Raw genomic sequence first — 19,402 nt, 5'->3', positions numbered from 1 at the left:
TGGGCCGCTGTCTGACCCCACCATTTCACCGCATCACTTGAACGCGGCTTTGGAAGGCAAAGAATGACTGACGCAAGTTTCGATACCTCCGCAAACAACAACACCCATCCGGGCGAAGCACAGTTCGGCGATTACTTCGCCCTGCTGAAACCGCGCGTGATGTCCCTGGTGGTGTTCACAGCCCTTGTGGGTCTGATTGCGGCGCCTGTTTCTGTGCATCCGTTCATTGCCTTCTGCGCTGTGCTGTTCATTGCTGTGGGCGGCGGTGCCTCTGGCGCGCTGAACATGTGGTGGGACGCAGATATTGATGCGGTGATGAAACGCACCACATCGCGCCCGATCCCGTCGGGCAAGGTTGAACCGCGCGAAGCGATGGCACTGGGGCTGGCACTGTCGGGCTTTGCGGTCATCATGCTGGGGCTGGCGTCGAACTGGATCGCCGCAGGCCTCTTGGCTTTCACCATCTTTTTCTACGCTGTCATCTACACCATGTGGCTGAAACGCTGGACCCCGCAGAACATCGTTATCGGTGGCGCTGCGGGTGCGTTCCCTCCGATGATTGGCTGGGCTGTGGCCACCGGCGGTGTTAGCGTTGAATCCGTGCTGATGTTCATGCTGATCTTCATGTGGACGCCGCCGCATTTCTGGGCGCTGGCACTGTTCATGAAGTCTGACTACAAAGAGGCTGGCGTGCCCATGCTGACCGTGACGCACGGTCGCAAAGTGACCCGCGCGCACATCCTTGTTTACACCATCCTGCTGGCGCCGCTGGCGATCGGCACGGGCCTGACCTCTATCGGTGGGCCGATCTACATGACAACCGCCGTCGTTCTGAACGCTATGTTCCTTTGGGGTGCTGTGAAGATTTGGCGTCGTCCCGAAGAAGCGGCCGAGGCGGATAAATACCGCGTCGAGAAATCGTTCTTCGGCCTGTCGCTTCTGTATCTGTTCCTGCACTTCGGTGCGATTCTGGCCGAAGCGGCGCTGCGCCCCTACGGTCTGGGAGGCTGGTAATATGGGTTTTGAAAACGTCGAACACGAACTGCACAAGCGTCGTTCCAGCCGCAACATCGGCGTCGGCCTGACGCTGGTTGCGTTCATCGCGATCGTCTTTGGCCTGACCATGGTGAAAATCACCAGCGGTGGCCTCGAAGCAACCATCTCTAACGCAACTCAAGGGGAGGGGTAACGCCGTGGCTATGGACGCCAAGAACAAAACTGTTGTGAAACTGGTTGGCGTTGTGCTGACCATGGGCGCGCTGGCCTGGGCGTCGGTGCCGTTTTACGATTGGTTCTGTCGGGTGACTGGCTTTGGGGGCACTACGCTGGTGTCTGATCAGGGCGCGGACCAGATCCTCGACAAAACCATCAAGGTTCGCTTTGACGCCTCCAAAGAGCGTAACATGCCGTGGGAGTTCAAACCCGTGCAGCGTGAGATGGAAGTGCGGATCGGCGAAACCGGCTTGGCGTTCTACGAGGCATACAACCCCACCGACAAACCTATTGCCGGTCAGTCGACCTACAACGTCGCTCCTTATGCGGCAGGTGGTTACTTTACCAAAATCGACTGCTTCTGCTTTACCGAACAGGTCCTGCAGCCGGGTGAGCGGGTTCAGATGCCCGTGACCTTCTATGTGGATCCCGAAATCGTCGAGGACAGTGAGGGTAAATACCTGCACCAGATCACGCTGTCCTACACCTTCTATGAAATCGACTTGCCCGAAGAGGAGGAGGCGCAGCAACAAGCAGCGCTTGCGACGGGCAACGAAACAAACCTAAACTAAAAGCCTTCCAACGAGGGAAAAGAAATGGCGCACGCTAAAAATCACGATTATCACATTCTGCCCCCGTCGCTGTGGCCACTTCTGGCCTCGGTCTTTGCTTTTGTCATGCTGTATGGCGCCGTTGTTTGGATGTCGGGCAATGTGCCGATGTTCGGCGGCAGCGTTGTGCTGAACGGCCCGTGGATGTTCCTCATCGGCTTCGTCGGTGTTCTCTACGTCGCATTCGGCTGGTGGGCCGAAGTGGTGCACGAAGCACAGACCGGCGATCACACCCCGGTTGTTGCCATCGGCCTGCGCTACGGTTTCATCCTGTTTGTGATGTCCGAAGTCATGTTCTTTGCCGCTTGGTTCTGGAGCTTCTTCAAACACGCCATGTACCCGATGGGCCCCGAAAGCCCCGCGGTGGACGGCGTTTGGCCCCCTGTTGGCATCGAAACCTTCGATCCTTGGCACCTGCCGCTGATCAACACGCTGATCCTGCTGTGCTCTGGCTTTGCGGCCACTTGGGCGCACCATGCGATTGCCCATGAAAACAACCGCAAAGACTTCATCATGGGTCTGGCGATCGCGGTTGTGCTGGGTCTGATCTTTACCGGCTTCCAGGCTTACGAATACACCCACGCCTCCTTCGGCTTTGCGGGCAACATCTATGGCGCCAACTTCTTCATGGCGACCGGTTTCCACGGTTTCCACGTCATCGTCGGCACCATCTTCCTGTTCGTCTGTATGTTGCGCGGTATGAAGGGGCACTTCACCCCTGAGCGTCACGTCGGTTTCGAAGCGGCTGCTTGGTACTGGCACTTCGTTGACGTTGTGTGGCTGTTCCTGTTCGCCGCTGTTTACATCTGGGCTGGCTAAGCCGCAGTTCAGGTGATCCGAATTTGAGCCCCTCGCAGGTGACTGCGGGGGGCTTTTTCGTGCGAGTGGCGCGGCGTGGCGACCTGCGGCCACGCGTATTTGAGGAACATTGAAAGGATTTTGTCGCCAAGCGTCGCGAATGCAGTTGTAAATCAGGCTGTGATTGGCAAAAACAGGCGCTAGTTGCCCTCAGCTGGGCACTACGTTGAAAGGACGTTCTTGCCCTTATGATCCGGTTCGCTGTCACCTTGATCCTTGGTCTGCTGTGCTTTGCCATTCTGGTCAGTCTGGGCAATTGGCAGATGCGCCGCATGGGCGAGAAAGAGGCCTATCTGGCCGAGGTCGCGGCGCTGATCGATGCGGCCCCCGTTGCGGTGCCCGACACGCCAGATCCGGTGCAGCATCGGTTCCTGCCAGTGTCGGTCAACGGCACGTTCACGGGCGAAACGGTGCGTGTGCTGGTCAGCCACAAGAAGATGGGTGCTGGCTACCGCCTGATCACCGCGCTGGACACGGACGCGGGGCGTATAATGGTGGACCGTGGGTTCATCCGCGTGGCTGACGCGCAGCCCGCACTGCCAGTGGGGGAGGTCACCGTGACCGGCAACCTGCATTGGCCCGAAGAGCGCGATGGCTATACGCCGGAAAACGATCTGACTGAAAATATTTGGTTCGCCCGCGAGGTGCCGGTTTTGGCCGCGCATCTGCAAGCTGACCCGGTGCTGGTGATTGCACGCAGCACCTCTTTCGTTGACCCACAGGTGACGCCGCTGGGCGTTGGCACCGAGGGTATTCCTAACGATCACCTCGAATATGTCGTTACTTGGTATGGGCTTGCTGCCGTTTGGCTGCTGATGCTTGGCCTTTTCCTGTGGCGCATGTACAAATCCGCACGCAAACCTCTGAAAGAGATCTGAGCCGTGAAATATGTTTCGACCCGGGGCAAGGCGCCCGTCCTGAATTTTGAAGAAGCGATGCTGACCGGGCTGGCCCGTGACGGTGGCCTGTATCTGCCCGAAACCATCCCAACCATGACCAGTGACGAAATCGCGGCGCTGTCGGGCCTGCCCTATGAAGAGGTGGCGTTTCGGGTGATGAAACCCTACATCGGCGACACTTTCGCGGATGATGAGTTCAAAGAGATCATCGCCAAAGCCTACGCCGGTTTCGGCCACGCCGCCCGCGCCCCGATGGTGCAGCTGGGCGACAACCACTTCCTGCTGGAACTGTTCCACGGCCCGACGCTGGCGTTCAAAGATTTCGCCATGCAGCTGATCGGTCAGATGTTTCAGGCGTCGCTCAAACGCTCCGGCAACCGTGTGACCATCGCAGGTGCCACCTCTGGTGACACCGGATCGGCAGCGATGGAGGCGTTCAAAGGTCTGGACGCAGTGGATGTGTTCATCCTCTACCCCCACGGTCGTGTGTCCGAGGTGCAGCGGCGTCAGATGACCACACCTGCGGACAGCAACGTGCATGCGCTGGCGGTGGATGGTCATTTCGATGACTGTCAGGCCCGCGTGAAGGACATGTTCAACGATTTCGATTTCCGCGATGGCGTGCGTCTGGCCGGTGTGAACTCGATCAACTTTGCCCGTGTGCTGGCGCAGGTGGTCTATTACTTCACCTCCGCCGTGAGCCTTGGCGCGCCGCACCGCAAGGTCAGCTTTACCGTGCCGACCGGCAACTTCGGTGACATCTTTGCAGGCTACATTGCCAAACAAATGGGCCTGCCGATTGACCGCCTGGTGGTTGCGACCAACCAGAACGACATTCTGCACCGCTGCCTCAGCACCGGTGAATACCGCCCCGATGGGGTGGAGCCGTCGATCAGCCCGTCGATGGACATTCAGGTGTCCTCGAACTTCGAACGCGCTTTGTACTACGCCTACGATCAGGACGGCGCGGCGGTCAGCCAGTTGATGGATGAGCTGAAAGCGGGTGGTTTCACCGTATCCCAAGGCGCGCTGCAAAAGCTGCAGGCGCTGTTTGACAGTGGTAACTGTTCCGAGGACGAAACATCGGCCACCATCAAAAATTTCTTTGATACCACCGGTGAGTTGTTGTGCCCGCACAGCGCCATTGGTGTGAAAGTGGCAGAGGAAAAGCGCGACGCATCGGTGCCGATGATCACGCTGGCCACTGCACATCCGGCGAAATTCCCCGCCGCTGTCGAGGCTGCCAGCGGTCAACACCCTGCGCTGCCCGCCCGTATGGCGGACCTGTTTGAGCGTGACGAACGTGTGACCCGCATCGGCAACGACCTTGCCGCGCTGGAGGCGCTGATCAAGGAGCGTATCGCTCAGTGACCGTGAAACTGCACACTTTGCCCAACGGGTTCCGGGTTGTCTCGGAACTGATGCCGGGGCTGCAATCTGCCTCTATCGGGATCTGGGTTCTGGCGGGTGGCCGCCATGAACGCCCCGAACAGAACGGGATTGCGCACTTCCTTGAGCATATGGCGTTCAAGGGCACCAAAACGCGCAACGCGCTGCAGATCGCCGAGGCGATTGAGGATGTGGGCGGCTATCTGAACGCCTACACCTCGCGCGAGGCGACGGCCTATTACGCGCGGGTGTTGCAGGACGATGTGCCACTGGCACTGGATGTGCTGTCCGATATCGTGCTGAACCCGATCTTCGACCCGCATGAGATCGAGGTGGAGCGCGGCGTGATCTTGCAGGAAATCGGTCAGTCGCTGGATACGCCCGATGACGTGATTTTCGACTGGTTGCAAGAACAGGCCTTTCCCGATCAGGCACTGGGTCGCACCATCTTGGGCCCGTCGGAACGGGTCAGCAGCTTTGGCCGTGAGGATCTGGCGCAATTTGTCAGCGAACGCTACGGGCCGGGCCAGATGATTTTGGCCGCTGCCGGTGCGGTGGATCACGATGCGCTGGTGAAGGCGGCGGAGGAGCTGTTTGGTCAGCTGCCCGCGATCACCAGCAGCGCTTATGAGCCCGCCAATTACCTTGGCGGCGAACACCGTCAGGTGAAGGACCTCGAGCAGGCGCATTTTGCGCTGGGACTGGAAAGCCCCAACTATTGCAGTGATGACATCCATGCAGCGCAGATCTACGCGGCAGTGATGGGCGGCGGCATGTCGTCCCGACTTTTCCAAGAGGTGCGTGAAAAACGCGGCCTTTGCTACACGATCTTTGCGCAGGCGGGTGCCTATGCGGATAGTGGGATGATGACGTTCTATGCAGGCACCTCTGGCGATCAACTGGCGGAACTGGCCAACGTGACGCTGGATGAGATGAAACGCGCCGCCGATGACATGGGCGAAGAAGAGGTGGCCCGTGCCCGCGCCCAGATGAAGGCAGGTATGTTGATGGGGCTGGAAAGCCCGTCAAACCGCGCCGAACGTCTGGCCCGCATGATCCAGATCTGGGGCCGTGTCCCCGGTGTGCAGGAAGTGGTGCAGAAGATTGACGCGGTGTCGCTGGCCGATGTTACGGATTTTGCTGAGAAAATAGCCATTTCCGCGCCCGCAGCGCTTGCGCTTTATGGACCTGTAGAGCAGGCTCCGACATTGGAGGCGATGCAGGAGAGGCGCAGGGCGTGATGTTTGGCGGTAAAAAGCAGGTTCGGGTTGAGACCGAGCGGTTGACCTTGCGTTTGCCGCAACATGGCGACTTTCAGTCTTGGACCTCTTTGCGCCGCGATTCCGAGGCGTTCTTGACCCCGTGGGAACCTGCCTGGGCACCAGATCATTTGGCGCGGAAGTCCTTTGCGAACAGGGTCTATTGGGCCGCACGCGCGGTTAAAAACGAAACCGCGCTGCCCTTGTTCATCGTGCGGCGCGAAGATGACGAATTGCTAGGGGCGATCACGCTGGATCATATTCGCCGTGGTCCCGCTCAATCGGGCACGCTGGGCTACTGGATCGGGGAACGCCATGCCCGTCAGGGCTACATGCTTGAGGCGATTGATTCTGTTGTCTACCACGCGTTTCATCGGATGGACCTTTCCCGGATCGAAGCTGCGTGCCTGCCAGAAAACAAACCGTCGCGTGATCTATTGGAAAAATGCGGGTTCAAATACGAAGGCGTGGCGCAAAGCTATCTGGAAATTGCTGGTCGCTGGCGCACCCATGTACTCTATGCGCATATTCGTCTGGATCGGCGTGGACGGGCCGAATAATCGACGGTTTCAATTTGCGCTCCGTCTGGCGTGACTTTGCGCTGCAAGCGGCCTATGTCTGACGTCATGAATTTGAACGCTGTTACCCCCGCCTTCGTTGATACATTGCGTGCAGTGCTGCCGGCTGCCACGTTCCGCGATGCCAATGCCAGCTACCTGGAAGAGCCCCGTGGCCGATGGCAGGGGCAGGCGGCTGTGGTTTTGGCGCCGGCGTCAGTTGATGAGGTTTCTGTCATCCTAAAGGCTGCGCATGAGGCGCGGGTCCCTGTAGTGCCCTATGGCGGTGGCACTGGGCTGGTCGGTGGTCAGATCAAACCGGACGGTGTCGCGCCGATCCTTTTGTCGATGGAACGCATGACGGCGGTGCGTGCCTGTTATCCCGAAGAGAATGTTCTGGTGGTTGAGGCGGGCGCCATCCTTGAGGATATTCACAATATTGCCGCGGATCACGACCGCCTGTTCCCCATGTCCATCGCCGCCAAAGGATCGGCCCGCATTGGTGGGTGTTTGGCGACCAACGCGGGTGGGGTGAATGTGCTGCGCTACGGCAATACCCGTGATTTGGTGCTGGGTCTTGAGGTGGTGCTGCCTGATGGTCAGATCTGGAACGGTCTTAGTCGCCTGCGTAAGGACAACACAGGCTATGATCTGCGCAACCTGTTGGTCGGGTCCGAGGGCACGCTGGGCGTGATCACTGCCGCCGCGTTGAAACTGGCACCCATTCCGGCAGGGCAGGGCACAGCGGTGATGGTGGTGCCATCGCCGGCGGCTGCGCTGGAGCTGTTGTCGCTGGCGCGCAGTCACATGGGCGAAGGGATTTCTGCCTTTGAGCTGATCCATCGTCAGGGGATGGCGTTTATTGCCGAACACCTGCCAGACCTGCGCCTGCCGTTTGAGGATTTCCCCGAATGGTGCGTGTTGATCGACGTGGGCCTTGCCCGTGGCCTCGACCCTGCGGACGCTTTGGAGGCGCTATTCGAAGCGGCCGCCGAGCAGGAGTTGGTTTCCGATGGTGTGATCGCTCAGAGTGAACAACAACGACGCGATCTATGGGAAATGCGTGAACAGATCCCCGAGGGCAATCGCCGTGTGGGATCGGTGTCGAGCCATGATATTTCCTTGCCGCTAAGCCATATCGCAGAGTTCATCGAGGCCGGTTGGCAAGCGCTGGCCAAGGTGTCGGATGTGCGGGTGAATTGCTTTGGCCACTTGGGCGATGGCAACCTGCATTTCAATGTCTTCCCCGCTGAGGGGAAGGATCGTGCTGAATACACACACTTACGCGATGCGATCAAAACCTGTGTTCATGATCTGGTCGCTAGTTACGGCGGTAGCGTCAGCGCTGAACATGGTATCGGTCGATTGAAAGTAGACGATCTGGAAAAATACGGCGATCCGGTGAAACTGGCGCTGATGCGCCAGATCAAGGACAGTCTGGACCCCCACGGGATCATGAACCCCGGTGCAGTGCTGCGCGCAGGGTAGGTGCTTTAACCGCGCGCCTCGGCAAGGGCTTCGGGCAGGGCGGCTGCGAAGGCCGCCACATCCTCTGGCCGTCCCGCACTGACGCGAATACAGCGGTTTTGCGGGGCGACAAACGGCATCCGCACAAAAACGCCCCGTGCCACCAGCCCATCCAGCACTGCCTTGGCAAAGGCGCCGTCACGACCACAATCAATCGCAACGAAGTTGGTGGCAGAGGGCAGGGCGCTTAGCCCATTCTCGACCGCGATCCGCGCAATTTCGTCGCGCGCGGCGGCAACCTTGGCGCAGGTCGCAGCCAGATAGGCTTGATCCTGCAACGCCGCCAATGCCCCCGCCTGTGCGGCGCGGTTCATGCCGAAATGGTTGCGGATTTTGTTGAACGCGGTGATCAGCTCCGCCGCGCCAAGGGCATAGCCCACCCGTGCGCCAGCCATGCCGTATGCCTTGGAAAATGTGCGCATGCGAATGACACGGGGATCATTGATATCGATATCAGCGGCGGTGCCTTCGGGCGCGAACTCCACATAGGCCTCATCAAGGATCAGTAGGCAGCCGTCTGGTAACAGATCCAGTGCGGCGGCGATATCGGCGCCCTTGTGCCATGTGCCCATCGGGTTGTCGGGGTTCGCCAGATAGACCAGCTTCGCCCCTACCTCCGCCGCCTTGACCATCAGCGCCTGCGGATCTTCATGATCGCCCTGATAAGGCACCTGATGCAGCACGCCGCCAAAACCCGCGACATGGTAGTTGAAGGTGGGATAGGCGCCCTCTGACGTGACAACAGCATCGCCCGCACCTATCAACAGCCGCACCAGATAACCCAGCAAACCGTCGATCCCTTCACCGACAACGATGTTTTGGGGTGTGATGCCCAGATCCGTCGCCAGTGCCTGACGCAGGTCATAGCTTTCGGGATCGCCATACATCCAAATCTCGCCCGCAGCCGCCTGCATGGCGGCAATCGCAGCAGGCGATGGGCCAAAGATGTTTTCATTCGCCCCCAGCCGCGCGTCAAAGACACGGCCCATCATGCGCTCTTGGGCTTCGGGGCCGACGAAGGGCACGGTTGCGGGTAGGCTTTCGGTCAGCGGGGTGTAGCGTGGTCCAGTCATGCCCCCTCAGATAGCGGCGGTGCCCCCTTCGGGCAAGCGTCCAATCCCCCGCCCTTGCCGCGACGTTTGGCTGGATTTCACGCACAGGTCGCAGCACAGTCGCCGCCAACTAGTGGAGGAGAGAGAGCAATGGCACGCGTCAGCACCGTTATTGAAAACCATGTGGCCCATGTCACCCTGACCCGCGGCGACAAGATGAACGCGCTGGATGTGGAGATGGTCGATAGCATCATCGCCGCAGGGGAAGCGTTGATTGATAACGACGATGTTCGCGCGGTTGTAGTGTCAGGTGAGGGCGCAGCGTTCTGCGCGGGCCTCGACGTGATGAACTTCGCCAAGTTCGCCAATCAAGATCCTGAAGGTCTGGTGATGCCGCGCACCCACGGCAACGGCAATTCGTTCCAAGAGGTCTCTCTGGTCTGGCGGCGCGTGCCGGTGCCGGTGATCTTTGCCCTGCATGGCGTGTGCTATGGCGGTGGTATGCAGATCGCATCGGGGGGCGATATCCGCATTGCACACCCCGACACCAAGCTGGCGATTATGGAGATGAAATGGGGCCTCGTCCCCGATATGGGCGGCATGATCACCTTCCCGCACCTCATGCGCGCCGACCACCTGCGCCGCCTGACCTACACGGCGGATCAGGTGTTGGCCCCGCAAGCGATGGAAATGGGGCTGGTCACCGAACTGTCCGACGATCCGCTGCAGGCCGCACAGGATCTGGCCGCTAAAATTGCCCTGAAAAGCCCCAGCGCCATCCGCGCGGCCAAGCGCCTGTTGGAATTTTCTGAGACCTCAGACGATGAGGCCGCGATCCTGCTGAAGGAAAGCCGTGAACAAACCGATCTGATCGGCAAACCTCATCAGATGGAGGTGATCGCCGCCAACATGCAAAAACGCGATCCGGTGTTTAAATAACCCAGGCCTAACGCAATATGCAGCGGCGCAGGTCAGGACATGAACTTGCGCCGCGCATCCCGCGCGATGTTGTAGCGCATTTCCAGATCGGCAATCTTTGCCATCAGGGCCTTCTTTTCCGCATCATCGCTGGCCGCCTGCCAATCCCTGCGGGCCGCTGCCAGTTGTTCTTTCAGGCCGAACTCTTCGGGCAAGGCGCCTGCCTCTGCCATGATACGCACACCTGCGGCGGTGGCGGGATCAACAACGCTGGCCTCGGGATGATCGGGCAGGGGCTTGCCCTCACCCTCCAGCCCGTCCAGCTTGCCTTCGGCTTTGGCTTTCAGGATCTGCCGTTCAATCATCTGACGAAACGCGCGCATGGGACCTCTCTTTCAATGATCACCCAAATACTCTCGCCGAAGGCTTCTGCCTTCTGAGGTATGCCGGACAGTAACGTCTTTCCCTTCGCGCCCCAATTCTATAGACGGTTTTGCAAACGGATTTGACACGAGATCACGATCATGGCGATGGAAAAAACCTTCAACGCGGCCGAAGCTGAAGCGCGGCTGCTGCAAGCTTGGGAAGACGCGGGCTGCTTCAAGGCAGGCGCAAACGCAAAGCCCGAGGCATCAACCTACAGCATCATGATCCCGCCCCCGAACGTGACCGGCGTTCTGCACATGGGGCATGCGTTCAACAACACGCTTCAGGATATTCTGATCCGCTGGAAACGGATGCAGGGCTTTGACACCCTGTGGCAACCGGGCACCGACCACGCGGGCATCGCCACCCAGATGGTTGTGGAACGCACTCTGGCCGAAACCGGCCAGCCGTCGCGCCGCGAGTTGGGGCGTGAGGCGTTTTTGGAAAAAGTCTGGGATTGGAAAGAGCATTCCGGCGGCACCATCATCAACCAGTTGAAGCGCCTTGGCGCCTCCTGCGATTATGACCGTACCGCCTTCACCATGTCCGGCGCGCCCGGTGCCCCCGCGGCCGAGGCTGAGGGCAATTTCCATGACGCAGTGATCAAAGTCTTTGTTGAGATGTACAACAAGGGCCTGATCTATCGCGGTAAGCGTCTGGTCAACTGGGACCCGCATTTTGAAACCGCAATCTCCGACCTTGAGGTGGAAAACATCGAAGTTGCGGGCCACATGTGGCACTTCAAATACCCGCTGGCGAACGGCGCGACCTACACCTACGTCGAAAAGGACGAGGATGGGAATATGACGCTGGAGGAAGAGCGCGATTATATTTCCATCGCGACGACCCGTCCGGAAACCATGCTGGGCGACGGCGCTGTGGCGGTTCACCCCTCGGATGAACGCTATGCGCCCATCGTCGGCCAGCTGTGTGAAATCCCCGTTGGCCCGAAAGAACACCGTCGTCTGATCCCGATCATCACCGACGAATACCCGGACAAAGACTTCGGCTCCGGCGCGGTGAAAATCACCGGCGCGCATGATTTCAACGACTATCAGGTCGCCAAGCGCGGCGGCATCCCGATGTATCGCCTGATGGATATGCAGGGCGCGATGCGGGCTGACGGCGCGCCGTATGGCGAAGAGGCTGGCAAGGCGCAGGCCCACGCTAAGGGTGCTGAGTTTACCGAGAACGAAGTGGACGCCATCAACCTCGTCCCCGATCACCTGCGCGGTCTGGACCGGTTCGAGGCACGGAAAGCCGTGGTCAAAGAGATCACCGATGAAGGTCTGGCGGTGATGGTCGAAGTGACCAAAACCGTGAAGGATGACGAAGGCAACGCGTCCGAAGTCACCGAGGTGGTGCCCTACGTCGAAAACAAACCGATCATGCAGCCCTTCGGCGACCGTTCTAAGGTGGTGATCGAACCGATGCTGACCGATCAGTGGTTCGTGGACACCGCGAAAATCGTTGGTCCGGCACTGGATGCGGTGAAAAACGGTGACGTGAAGATCATCCCCGAAAGCGGTGAGAAGGTTTATTATCACTGGCTGGAAAACATCGAGCCGTGGTGTATTTCCCGTCAGCTGTGGTGGGGGCACCAGATTCCGGTTTGGTTTGACGCCGACGGCAATCAGTATTGCGCCGCAACCGAGGCGGAGGCGCAGGCCGCTGCCGGTGAAGGCGTTGCGCTGACCCGCGACCCCGACGTCCTTGACACTTGGTTCTCCTCCGGTCTGTGGCCGATCGGCACGCTGGGCTGGCCGGAAAACACCGACGAGCTGGCGAAATACTTCCCCACCTCCACCCTGATCACCGGTCAGGACATCCTGTTCTTCTGGGTGGCGCGGATGATGATGATGCAGCTGGCTGTGGTTGACGATATCCCGTTTGACACCGTCTATCTGCATGGTCTGGTGCGCGACGCGAAGGGCAAGAAGATGTCGAAATCCACCGGCAACGTGGTGGATCCGCTGGACATCATCGACGAATACGGCGCCGATGCGCTGCGCTTCACCAATGCGGCCATGGCGTCCATCGGTGGTGTGCTGAAACTCGACATGAAACGGATCGAGGGCTACCGCAACTTTGGCAACAAACTGTGGCAGTCGCATATTCTGGCCGAAATGAACGGCGTCTTTGACGTGGATTGTTCGGCCCGCCCCGAACCGAGTCATGCGGTGAACAAATGGATCATCGGTGAGGTGGGCCGCGTGCGCGAACAGGTGGACAAGGCGCTGGCCGACTTCCGCTTCAACGACGCGGCGCAGTCGCTTTACGCCTTCTTCTGGGGCAAGGTCTGCAACTGGTATAACGAATTTACCAAGCCACTGTTCCAAAACGACGATCTGCGTCTGGAAACCCAACAGACCATGGGTTGGGTTCTGGATCAGTCGCTGACCCTGCTGCACCCGATCATGCCCTTCATGACCGAAGAGCTGTGGGCGAACCGTGACCGCGCCAAGATGCTGATCCATGCCGACTGGCCGACCTATGGCGGCGAACTGGTGGATGAAGCTGCGGATGCGGAAATCACTTGGGTGATCTCGGTCATCGAAAACATCCGCTCGGCGCGTGCGCAGATGAACGTACCGGCCGGTGCCTTCGTGTCGCTGGTGCAGACAGAGGCTGATGAAGCCGCCCGCGCTGCGTGGGACAACAACGAAGCGCTGATCAAAAAGATGGCCCGCGTTGAGGCCCTGAGCGAGGCGGATGCAACGCCCAAAGGCTCCGTCGCGATTGCCGCCAAGGGCGCAACCATCGTGATGCCGCTGGCCGATCTGATTGATGTCGCCGCTGAAAAAGCGCGTCTGTCGAAGAAGCTGGGAAAGATCCAAAAGGAGTTGGGCGGTCTGAAAGGTCGTCTGAACAACCCTAAATTCGTCGCATCGGCGCCCGAAGAGGTGATCGAAGAGGCCCGCGAAAACATGGCCCTGCGCGAAGAGGAGGAGACCCAGCTGAACGCAGCGCTGGCGCGTCTGGCGGAACTGGATTGATCCGGTTTACATTTGAATGATGAAAGGGCTGCCTACGGGCGGCCCTTTTTCTTAGGTGCTGCGGTCGATTTTCGTGCTGAGGTGGATCAGGCTTTCGGAACTGCGCACGCCTTTTGCCTCACCGATCCAGTCGAGTGTTTCATCCAACTCTTCGGTGGTGGTGGCGCTGATTTCTGCAATCATATCAAAGCGGCCGGATGTGGTGTGAACACGCATTACGTTTGGCAGCGCCTTGAGGCGTGACAGCACCGCTGGCCCGGCGCGCGGTTCCACCGATAGCAGCGCAGTGGCGCGCAGTGGGCGCTGGGTCGCTTCGCCCAGACGCACGGTATAGCCGCTGATGGTGCCATTTGTTTCCAACCGTTCCAGACGCGCCTGAACCGTGGTGCGTGCCAGATCCAGTCGGCGGGCAAGTTGCGCCACGGGCATACGGGCGTTTTCCCCCAGAAGTGCGAGGAGTTTTTGATCTATTTCGTCGTTTTGCATGAATGTTTCGTAGATCAGACGGTAAAAACTGTCAAACCGATCATCCTGCCCGCGCATAATGACCGAAAGGGACGAAATACTGATGGGGCACAGGACAATAATAACGCACGAACAAGAGGTATGTATGCGCCCCGATCCCCATTGGCTAAGTCCCGAACACCATCTGTGGCGCGAGCAGCCCGATCATCCGGTGATGTATTTTTCGCCTGTGGTTCTGCAACAGACAGCACAGCGATTTTTGGATGGATTTCCGGGGCTTGTGACCTACGCGGTTAAGGCCAATCCGGATGAGGCGGTTCTGGTCAATCTGGTGGCGGCGGGGATCACTGCCTTTGATGTGGCCTCCCCAGCGGAGATGGCAGCGGTGGGTGCTGTCTGTCCTGAGGCGGTATTGCATTACAACAATCCTGTCAGGTCGACAGCCGAGGTCGCCGAGGCTGTCCGGTACGATATTGCCTCTGCCTCGGTCGATTGCCTGTCGGAGCTGGACAAACTCGCGCCACTTGGCACCGATATTGAGGTGACAGTGCGTTTAGCCTTGCCGATCAAAGGGGCGGCTTACGATTTCGGCGCCAAGTTTGGTGTCGACCCAGAGGGGGCAACTGCGCTGCTGAAAGAAGTAGCGGCGCGGGGCTATCGTGCCAGCCTGTGTTTCCATCCTGGAACCCAATGTGATGATCCCACAGCCTGGGCCGCCTATATCCGAGAGGCGGCAGATGTTGCGACAATGGCCGGTGTGCGCATCGAACGACTGAATGTGGGGGGCGGATTTGCTTCGCACCGCGCAGGTGGTGCGCCGGATCTGGAACGGATCTTTGAGGGGATCCGCGATGCCGTTGCAGGGTCGTTTGGTGCCGACGCGCCTGAATTGATCTGTGAGCCGGGCCGTGCCCTTGCATCCGAAGCGTTTACACTGGCCACACGTGTGAAGGCAGTGCGCGATTGCGGTGCGGTGTTTTTGAACGATGGTCTCTATGGCGGTCTGTTTGAATTCCGCGATATTTTCGCTGTCGATCGCCTGCGGGTGATAAATTCAGCGGGCGAACCGCGCACTGGTACATCTCGCCCGCGTACCGTTTTCGGCCCGACCTGTGACAGTCTGGACCAGCTACCCGAACCAGTCGCACTGCCCGACACGCTCAAAGAGGGCGATTATGTGCTGTTCAGTGGTATGGGCGCTTATTCCATGTCGCTGTCGACAGCATTTAATGGCTATGGCTTGTCGCGGCCAGTCACTGTTGCGTCACTTTCGGGCTAAGTCACTGGACATATGATGGGATCCGATTACGCTAACACCAAAGACAAGCGTAGCGCACAGGATCCAGAACATGGAAAAGTTCGGCAAAAGCCAGTCGGTCAAACGGGTTGAGGATATCCGCTTTCTCAAAGGGGCGGGGGGGTATCTGGATGATGTATTGCCCGCTGGCGCATTGCGCGCGGTTGTGCTGCGGTCCCCTGTGGCTCATGCGCGGGTGACGGATCTGGATGTGTCGGATGCACGCGACGGCGAAGGTGTGCATCTGGTGCTGACGGGCGCGGATATGGTGTCGGCGGGCCTGACGCGCAACATGCACGCAATCACGCTGACCAACCGCGATGGCAGCACCGCCGCCGCGCCGCACCGCCCCGCATTGGCAGGGGAACATTTGCGTTTTGTTGGGGAACCGGTGGCTCTGGTGGTCGCGGAAACGCTGGATCAGGCGCGCGACGCGGCAGAGATGATCATGCTCGACTACGAAGATCTTGAGGTCAAAATGGACCTCTGTGTCGGTGGGTCAACCGTCCATGATGTCGCGCCCGACAACCGCGCCTTTGATTGGGGTCTGGGCGATGAGGCGGCAACAGATGCGGCCTTTGCCCGCGCGGCCAAGGTTGTGCGGATGCAGGTGGGCGATAACCGCGTCATCGTTAATTCGATGGAAACTCGCGGTTGCTACGCTGAAATGGAAGATGACCGCCTGCATGTTTGCTTCAGTGGGCAGGGGGTCTGGGGCCCGCGGGATGAATTTGCCCGCTATCTGGATATGCCCAAGGAACAGGTGCGCGTTACCATTCCTGACGTGGGCGGTGGGTTCGGGATGAAAACCATGATGTATCCCGAATACCTCGCCGTGGCGCAGGCTGCGCGGGTTTTGAAACGCCCTGTCGCCTGGGTGGCAGAGCGAGGCGAATCGATGCTATCGGACCACCAGGCGCGCGATCTGACCTCTGACGCGGCGCTGGCCTTTGACGCGGACAATCGCATCATCGGCTATAAGGTGCATACGCTGTGTAACCTTGGCGCTTATAACAGTCAGTTCGGCCAGATCATGCAGACGCAGCTGTTCACCCGTGTTTTAGCGGGAACCTATGATGTGCAGGATACCTATATCCACGTCGAAGGTATCTACACCAACACCACCTACACCGACGCCTATCGCGGTGCCGGTCGGCCAGAGGCGATCTATCTGCTGGAACGCATGATGGACATGGCCGCGCGCGAGCTGGGTGTTGATCCGTGGGAGTTGCGGCGCATCAATTTCATCAAACCCGATCAGTTCCCCTACAAGGCCGCGACGGGGGAAACCTACGATGTGGGCGATTTCACCCGCGTGCTGAACGCGGCGGCGGAACGCTCTGATCTCGCGGGCTTCGCTGCGCGCCGTGCTGCCAGTGAGGCGGCGGGCAAACTGCGTGGCATCGGCACCTGTTACTATATCGAAAGCATTTTGGGCGACCCTGCCGAAGGTGCCAAGGTCGAATTTAACGAGGATGGCAGCGTGACAATCTATGTAGGCACGCAATCAAACGGGCAGGGGCATGAAACGGCCTATATTACTTTCCTGTCCGATCAGACGGGCATTCCGTCCGATCTGATCACCGTGGTGCAGGGCGATAGCGACCGGATTGAGAAGGGTGGCGGTACGGGGGGATCTCGATCTGTTACCGTGCAGGCCAATGCGATGCTGGCCACTGTTGATGTGATGGTTGCCGCCTTCGCCCCCTATCTGGCGGATAAGATGGGAGTGGCAGAGGATGCGGTGACATTTGACCACGAAACCTTCCGTGCGCCGGGGTCGAACATGACGCCCACCTTGGTCGAGGCGGCAGAGATGGCGCGCGCAGATGGCCGCGCCGATCTGCTGGTCCATGAGGCGCGCGCGACCTTACCGGCCCGCAGTTTCCCCAACGGGGCCCATGTGGCAGAGGTGGAGGTAGATCCCGATACCGGCGAAATCACGCTGGATCGCTACACGGTCGTCGATGACTTCGGCAACCTGATCAACCCGATGCTGGCCGAAGGCCAAGTGCATGGCGGTGTTGCACAAGGCGTCGGTCAGGCGTTGATGGAACATGTGGTCCATGACGAAGAGGGGCAGCTACTGACCGCCTCCTTCATGGATTACGCCATGCCGCGCGCCGCCGATCTGCCGATGATCGACTTTTCAACCGAAGCTGTGCCCAGCACCGCAAACCCCATGGGAATGAAAGGCTGTGGTGAGGCTGGCACGGTTGGTGCAATGGCTTGTAGTACCAATGCGGTTCTCGACGCGCTTTGGTCGCGTGGGGTGCGGCAGGTGGATATGCCGCTCACGCCGCTTAGAACATGGGAATTATTACAGGATGCCGCTCAGTAACGTCACCAAACGCCTCATCGAATGGATCAAGCCCGGCCGTTGGTCAGGGCGATCCCCGATGCCGGCGACGCGGGGCAACGTTACGCATGTGATCATACTGGACGGCACCATGTCGTCACTGACACCGGGGTGTGAGACGAACGCAGGGTTGGCCTACCGGTTGATTTCGGAAATCGGGTCGCCGGTGTCTGTTTACTATGAGGCGGGCGTGCAATGGGGTGAATGGCGCCATGCACCGGATGTAATGATGGGGCGGGGGATCAATCGCCAAATCCGCCGCGCCTATGGCTATCTGGCCTCGCGCTACCGCCCGGGCGATCAGATCTTCCTGATGGGCTATTCACGCGGTGCTTATGCTGTGCGCTCCCTTGCCGGAGTGATTGATCAGGTCGGCCTATTGCGCGCCGAACACGCCACCGAACGCAATATCCAACAGGCGTACCGCCATTACGAATGCACACCCGGCAGCGATGCGGCCGCGACCTTTACGCTGGCCTATTGTCATGATGAGGTCGAGATCGAGATGATCGGCGTCTGGGACACGGTTAAGGCGCTGGGCGTGCGGTTGCCGTTTTTCTGGAAATGGGCCGAGGTGAAGCACGGTTTTCACAATCACCACCTCGGGGCCTCGGTCAAACACGGGTTTCACGCGCTGGCGTTGGATGAAACGCGGCAGGTGTTTGATCCGATCCTGTGGGAATGTGAAAAGCCCAGTACATGCCGCGTTGAGCAGGTGTGGTTCCGTGGCAGTCACGGCGATATCGGCGGGCAATTGGATATGTTCCACGCCGCCCGCCCCCTGTCGAATATCCCACTGGTCTGGATGCTGGAACATGCCGAAGCCTGTGGCCTGTCACTGCCCGAGGGTTGGCGCGCCCGCTTTCCCTGCGATGCAAACGCGCCCTCTGTCGGATCATGGCGTGGCTGGGGCAAGATGTTCCTGTTGCGCAAGAAACGCCGCATTGGGCAGGACGTGTCGGAACATATGCACGCCACCGCTACCGCATTGCCCACAGCCCCCGCGCCCCAACGCGCGCAGGCGGCGGCACTGGCCGAACCTGTTCCCGATCCTGTCGGCGGTGAGGTTACTTCATCTTCATGATGATGCAGGTGGTCGATCCGGTGGCATAAAGGCGATCATCGGCGACACCGCGGATTTCGCCATTGGCAATCCCGCTAGAGCGGCCCGCATGTTGCACACGGCCCACTGCGCGCACCTCGGTGCCGACGGGGATGGGGCGGATGATGTTAATTTTGTACTCCATCGTGGTGTAGACGCTGCCTTGCGGCACCTTGGTCATCACCGCGCAGCCCATGCAGCTGTCCAGCACTGTGCCATACCAACCGCCATGCACCGATCCCATCGGGTTGGTCGATTCAAACTGCGGCGCCCCGACAAAGCTGACCTCGCCATCCTCAACAGTGTCGAGGCGGAAGCCCATCAATTTTCCAATCGGCGCAGCTGGTGAGTCGCCGTTCAGCGTGCTTTGCATCGCTTCCAGACCGGAAATGGACAGCATTTCCGCTGTGGTCATCATTTCATCGGCACTGTTGGCGAAATACTGTTTCCGTGTCTCTGTCATGGTTGAGCCTCC

The 19,402-nt window shown here is 59.5% G+C and carries 18 protein-coding genes; 14 read left to right on the top strand and 4 right to left on the bottom strand.

From position 1 onward, the window contains the following. The first annotated feature begins 63 nt into the window (after positions 1 to 63). The 9 genes from cyoE (at position 64) to TM5383_RS05805 (ending at position 8,273) form a co-directional block, all read left to right on the top strand. Positions 64 to 1,014 carry a heme o synthase gene (gene cyoE / locus TM5383_RS05840; RefSeq protein WP_058318083.1) on the top strand — a complete coding sequence of 317 codons (951 nt, stop codon included), beginning with the start codon at positions 64 to 66 and terminating at the stop codon, positions 1,012 to 1,014. Between the two features lies 1 nt (position 1,015). Next, a complete protein-coding gene (locus TM5383_RS16840; RefSeq protein ID WP_197407364.1) occupies positions 1,016 to 1,189 on the top strand; it encodes a cytochrome c oxidase system small membrane protein in 174 nt (57 codons plus the stop codon). Between the two features lie 4 nt (positions 1,190 to 1,193). Continuing rightward, positions 1,194 to 1,784, top strand: coding sequence for a cytochrome c oxidase assembly protein (locus TM5383_RS05835; protein WP_058318082.1), 591 nt, complete (start codon positions 1,194 to 1,196; stop codon positions 1,782 to 1,784). 24 nt (positions 1,785 to 1,808) lie between these two features. Continuing rightward, positions 1,809 to 2,642 (top strand): cytochrome c oxidase subunit 3, encoded by an 834-nt coding sequence (locus tag TM5383_RS05830; RefSeq protein ID WP_058318081.1) that lies wholly within the window; start codon positions 1,809 to 1,811, stop codon positions 2,640 to 2,642. A gap of 227 nt (positions 2,643 to 2,869) precedes the next feature. Further along, complete coding sequence (locus TM5383_RS05825; RefSeq protein WP_058318080.1) at positions 2,870 to 3,559, top strand: SURF1 family protein; 690 nt, start codon at positions 2,870 to 2,872, stop codon at positions 3,557 to 3,559. Between the two features lie 3 nt (positions 3,560 to 3,562). Continuing rightward, positions 3,563 to 4,951, top strand: a complete 1,389-nt coding sequence (gene thrC / locus TM5383_RS05820; RefSeq protein ID WP_058318079.1) for a threonine synthase — start codon at positions 3,563 to 3,565, stop codon at positions 4,949 to 4,951. Then, entirely contained in the window at positions 4,948 to 6,210 is a 1,263-nt protein-coding gene (locus TM5383_RS05815; RefSeq protein WP_058318078.1) for a M16 family metallopeptidase, read from the top strand. The genes thrC and TM5383_RS05815 overlap by 4 nt, the downstream gene beginning before the upstream one ends. After that, positions 6,210 to 6,788, top strand: coding sequence for a GNAT family N-acetyltransferase (locus tag TM5383_RS05810; protein WP_058318077.1), 579 nt, complete (start codon positions 6,210 to 6,212; stop codon positions 6,786 to 6,788). Before TM5383_RS05815 ends, TM5383_RS05810 begins: the two co-directional genes overlap by 1 nt. Before the next feature lie 66 nt (positions 6,789 to 6,854). Continuing rightward, a complete protein-coding gene (locus tag TM5383_RS05805) occupies positions 6,855 to 8,273 on the top strand; it encodes an FAD-binding oxidoreductase (RefSeq protein WP_082645427.1) in 1,419 nt (472 codons plus the stop codon). Between the two features lie 5 nt (positions 8,274 to 8,278). On the opposite strand, the gene TM5383_RS05800 is transcribed toward TM5383_RS05805, so the two are convergent. Next, positions 8,279 to 9,385, bottom strand: a complete 1,107-nt coding sequence (locus TM5383_RS05800; RefSeq protein ID WP_058318075.1) for a pyridoxal phosphate-dependent aminotransferase — start codon at positions 9,383 to 9,385, stop codon at positions 8,279 to 8,281. 129 nt (positions 9,386 to 9,514) lie between these two features. On the opposite strand from TM5383_RS05800, the gene TM5383_RS05795 reads away from it, so the two are divergent. Beyond that, positions 9,515 to 10,303, top strand: a complete 789-nt coding sequence (locus tag TM5383_RS05795) for a crotonase/enoyl-CoA hydratase family protein (RefSeq protein ID WP_058318074.1) — start codon at positions 9,515 to 9,517, stop codon at positions 10,301 to 10,303. A 32-nt stretch (positions 10,304 to 10,335) separates the two neighbouring features. On the opposite strand, the gene TM5383_RS05790 is transcribed toward TM5383_RS05795, so the two are convergent. Further along, on the bottom strand, positions 10,336 to 10,665 hold the full coding sequence (locus TM5383_RS05790) for a DnaJ family domain-containing protein (RefSeq protein ID WP_058318073.1): 330 nt from the start codon (positions 10,663 to 10,665) through the stop codon (positions 10,336 to 10,338). 141 nt (positions 10,666 to 10,806) lie between these two features. Between TM5383_RS05790 and TM5383_RS05785 the strand changes: the two genes are divergently transcribed. Beyond that, positions 10,807 to 13,704 carry a valine--tRNA ligase gene (locus TM5383_RS05785; RefSeq protein ID WP_058318072.1) on the top strand — a complete coding sequence of 966 codons (2,898 nt, stop codon included), beginning with the start codon at positions 10,807 to 10,809 and terminating at the stop codon, positions 13,702 to 13,704. Positions 13,705 to 13,755: 51 nt separating this feature from the next. Here the strand turns inward: TM5383_RS05785 and TM5383_RS05780 are convergent, their stop codons facing one another. Beyond that, positions 13,756 to 14,190, bottom strand: coding sequence for an Lrp/AsnC family transcriptional regulator (locus TM5383_RS05780; RefSeq protein ID WP_058318402.1), 435 nt, complete (start codon positions 14,188 to 14,190; stop codon positions 13,756 to 13,758). Between the two features lie 124 nt (positions 14,191 to 14,314). Between TM5383_RS05780 and TM5383_RS05775 the strand changes: the two genes are divergently transcribed. The 3 genes from TM5383_RS05775 to TM5383_RS05765 all read left to right on the top strand — a co-directional run bounded on the left by TM5383_RS05775 (position 14,315) and on the right by TM5383_RS05765 (position 18,909). Beyond that, positions 14,315 to 15,448 (top strand): type III PLP-dependent enzyme, encoded by a 1,134-nt coding sequence (locus TM5383_RS05775; RefSeq protein WP_058318071.1) that lies wholly within the window; start codon positions 14,315 to 14,317, stop codon positions 15,446 to 15,448. 70 nt (positions 15,449 to 15,518) lie between these two features. Next, positions 15,519 to 17,807: a xanthine dehydrogenase family protein molybdopterin-binding subunit gene (locus TM5383_RS05770; protein ID WP_058318070.1), complete on the top strand. Its 2,289-nt coding sequence runs from the start codon at positions 15,519 to 15,521 to the stop codon at positions 17,805 to 17,807. Continuing rightward, the gene (locus TM5383_RS05765) at positions 17,794 to 18,909 is read left to right on the top strand and encodes a T6SS phospholipase effector Tle1-like catalytic domain-containing protein (protein ID WP_076399933.1); all 1,116 of its coding nucleotides are present in this window, start codon (positions 17,794 to 17,796) and stop codon (positions 18,907 to 18,909) included. Before TM5383_RS05770 ends, TM5383_RS05765 begins: the two co-directional genes overlap by 14 nt. On the opposite strand, the gene TM5383_RS05760 is transcribed toward TM5383_RS05765, so the two are convergent. Next, on the bottom strand, positions 18,893 to 19,390 hold the full coding sequence (locus TM5383_RS05760) for a PaaI family thioesterase (RefSeq protein ID WP_058318069.1): 498 nt from the start codon (positions 19,388 to 19,390) through the stop codon (positions 18,893 to 18,895). The two genes, TM5383_RS05765 and TM5383_RS05760, sit on opposite strands and share 17 nt — an antisense overlap. Between the last annotated feature and the right edge of the window lie 12 nt (positions 19,391 to 19,402).

The organism is Thalassovita mediterranea (assembly GCF_001458435.1).
Lineage (GTDB): Bacteria > Pseudomonadota > Alphaproteobacteria > Rhodobacterales > Rhodobacteraceae > Thalassobius > Thalassobius mediterraneus.
This window is presented reverse-complemented; position numbering and strand designations above follow the sequence as displayed.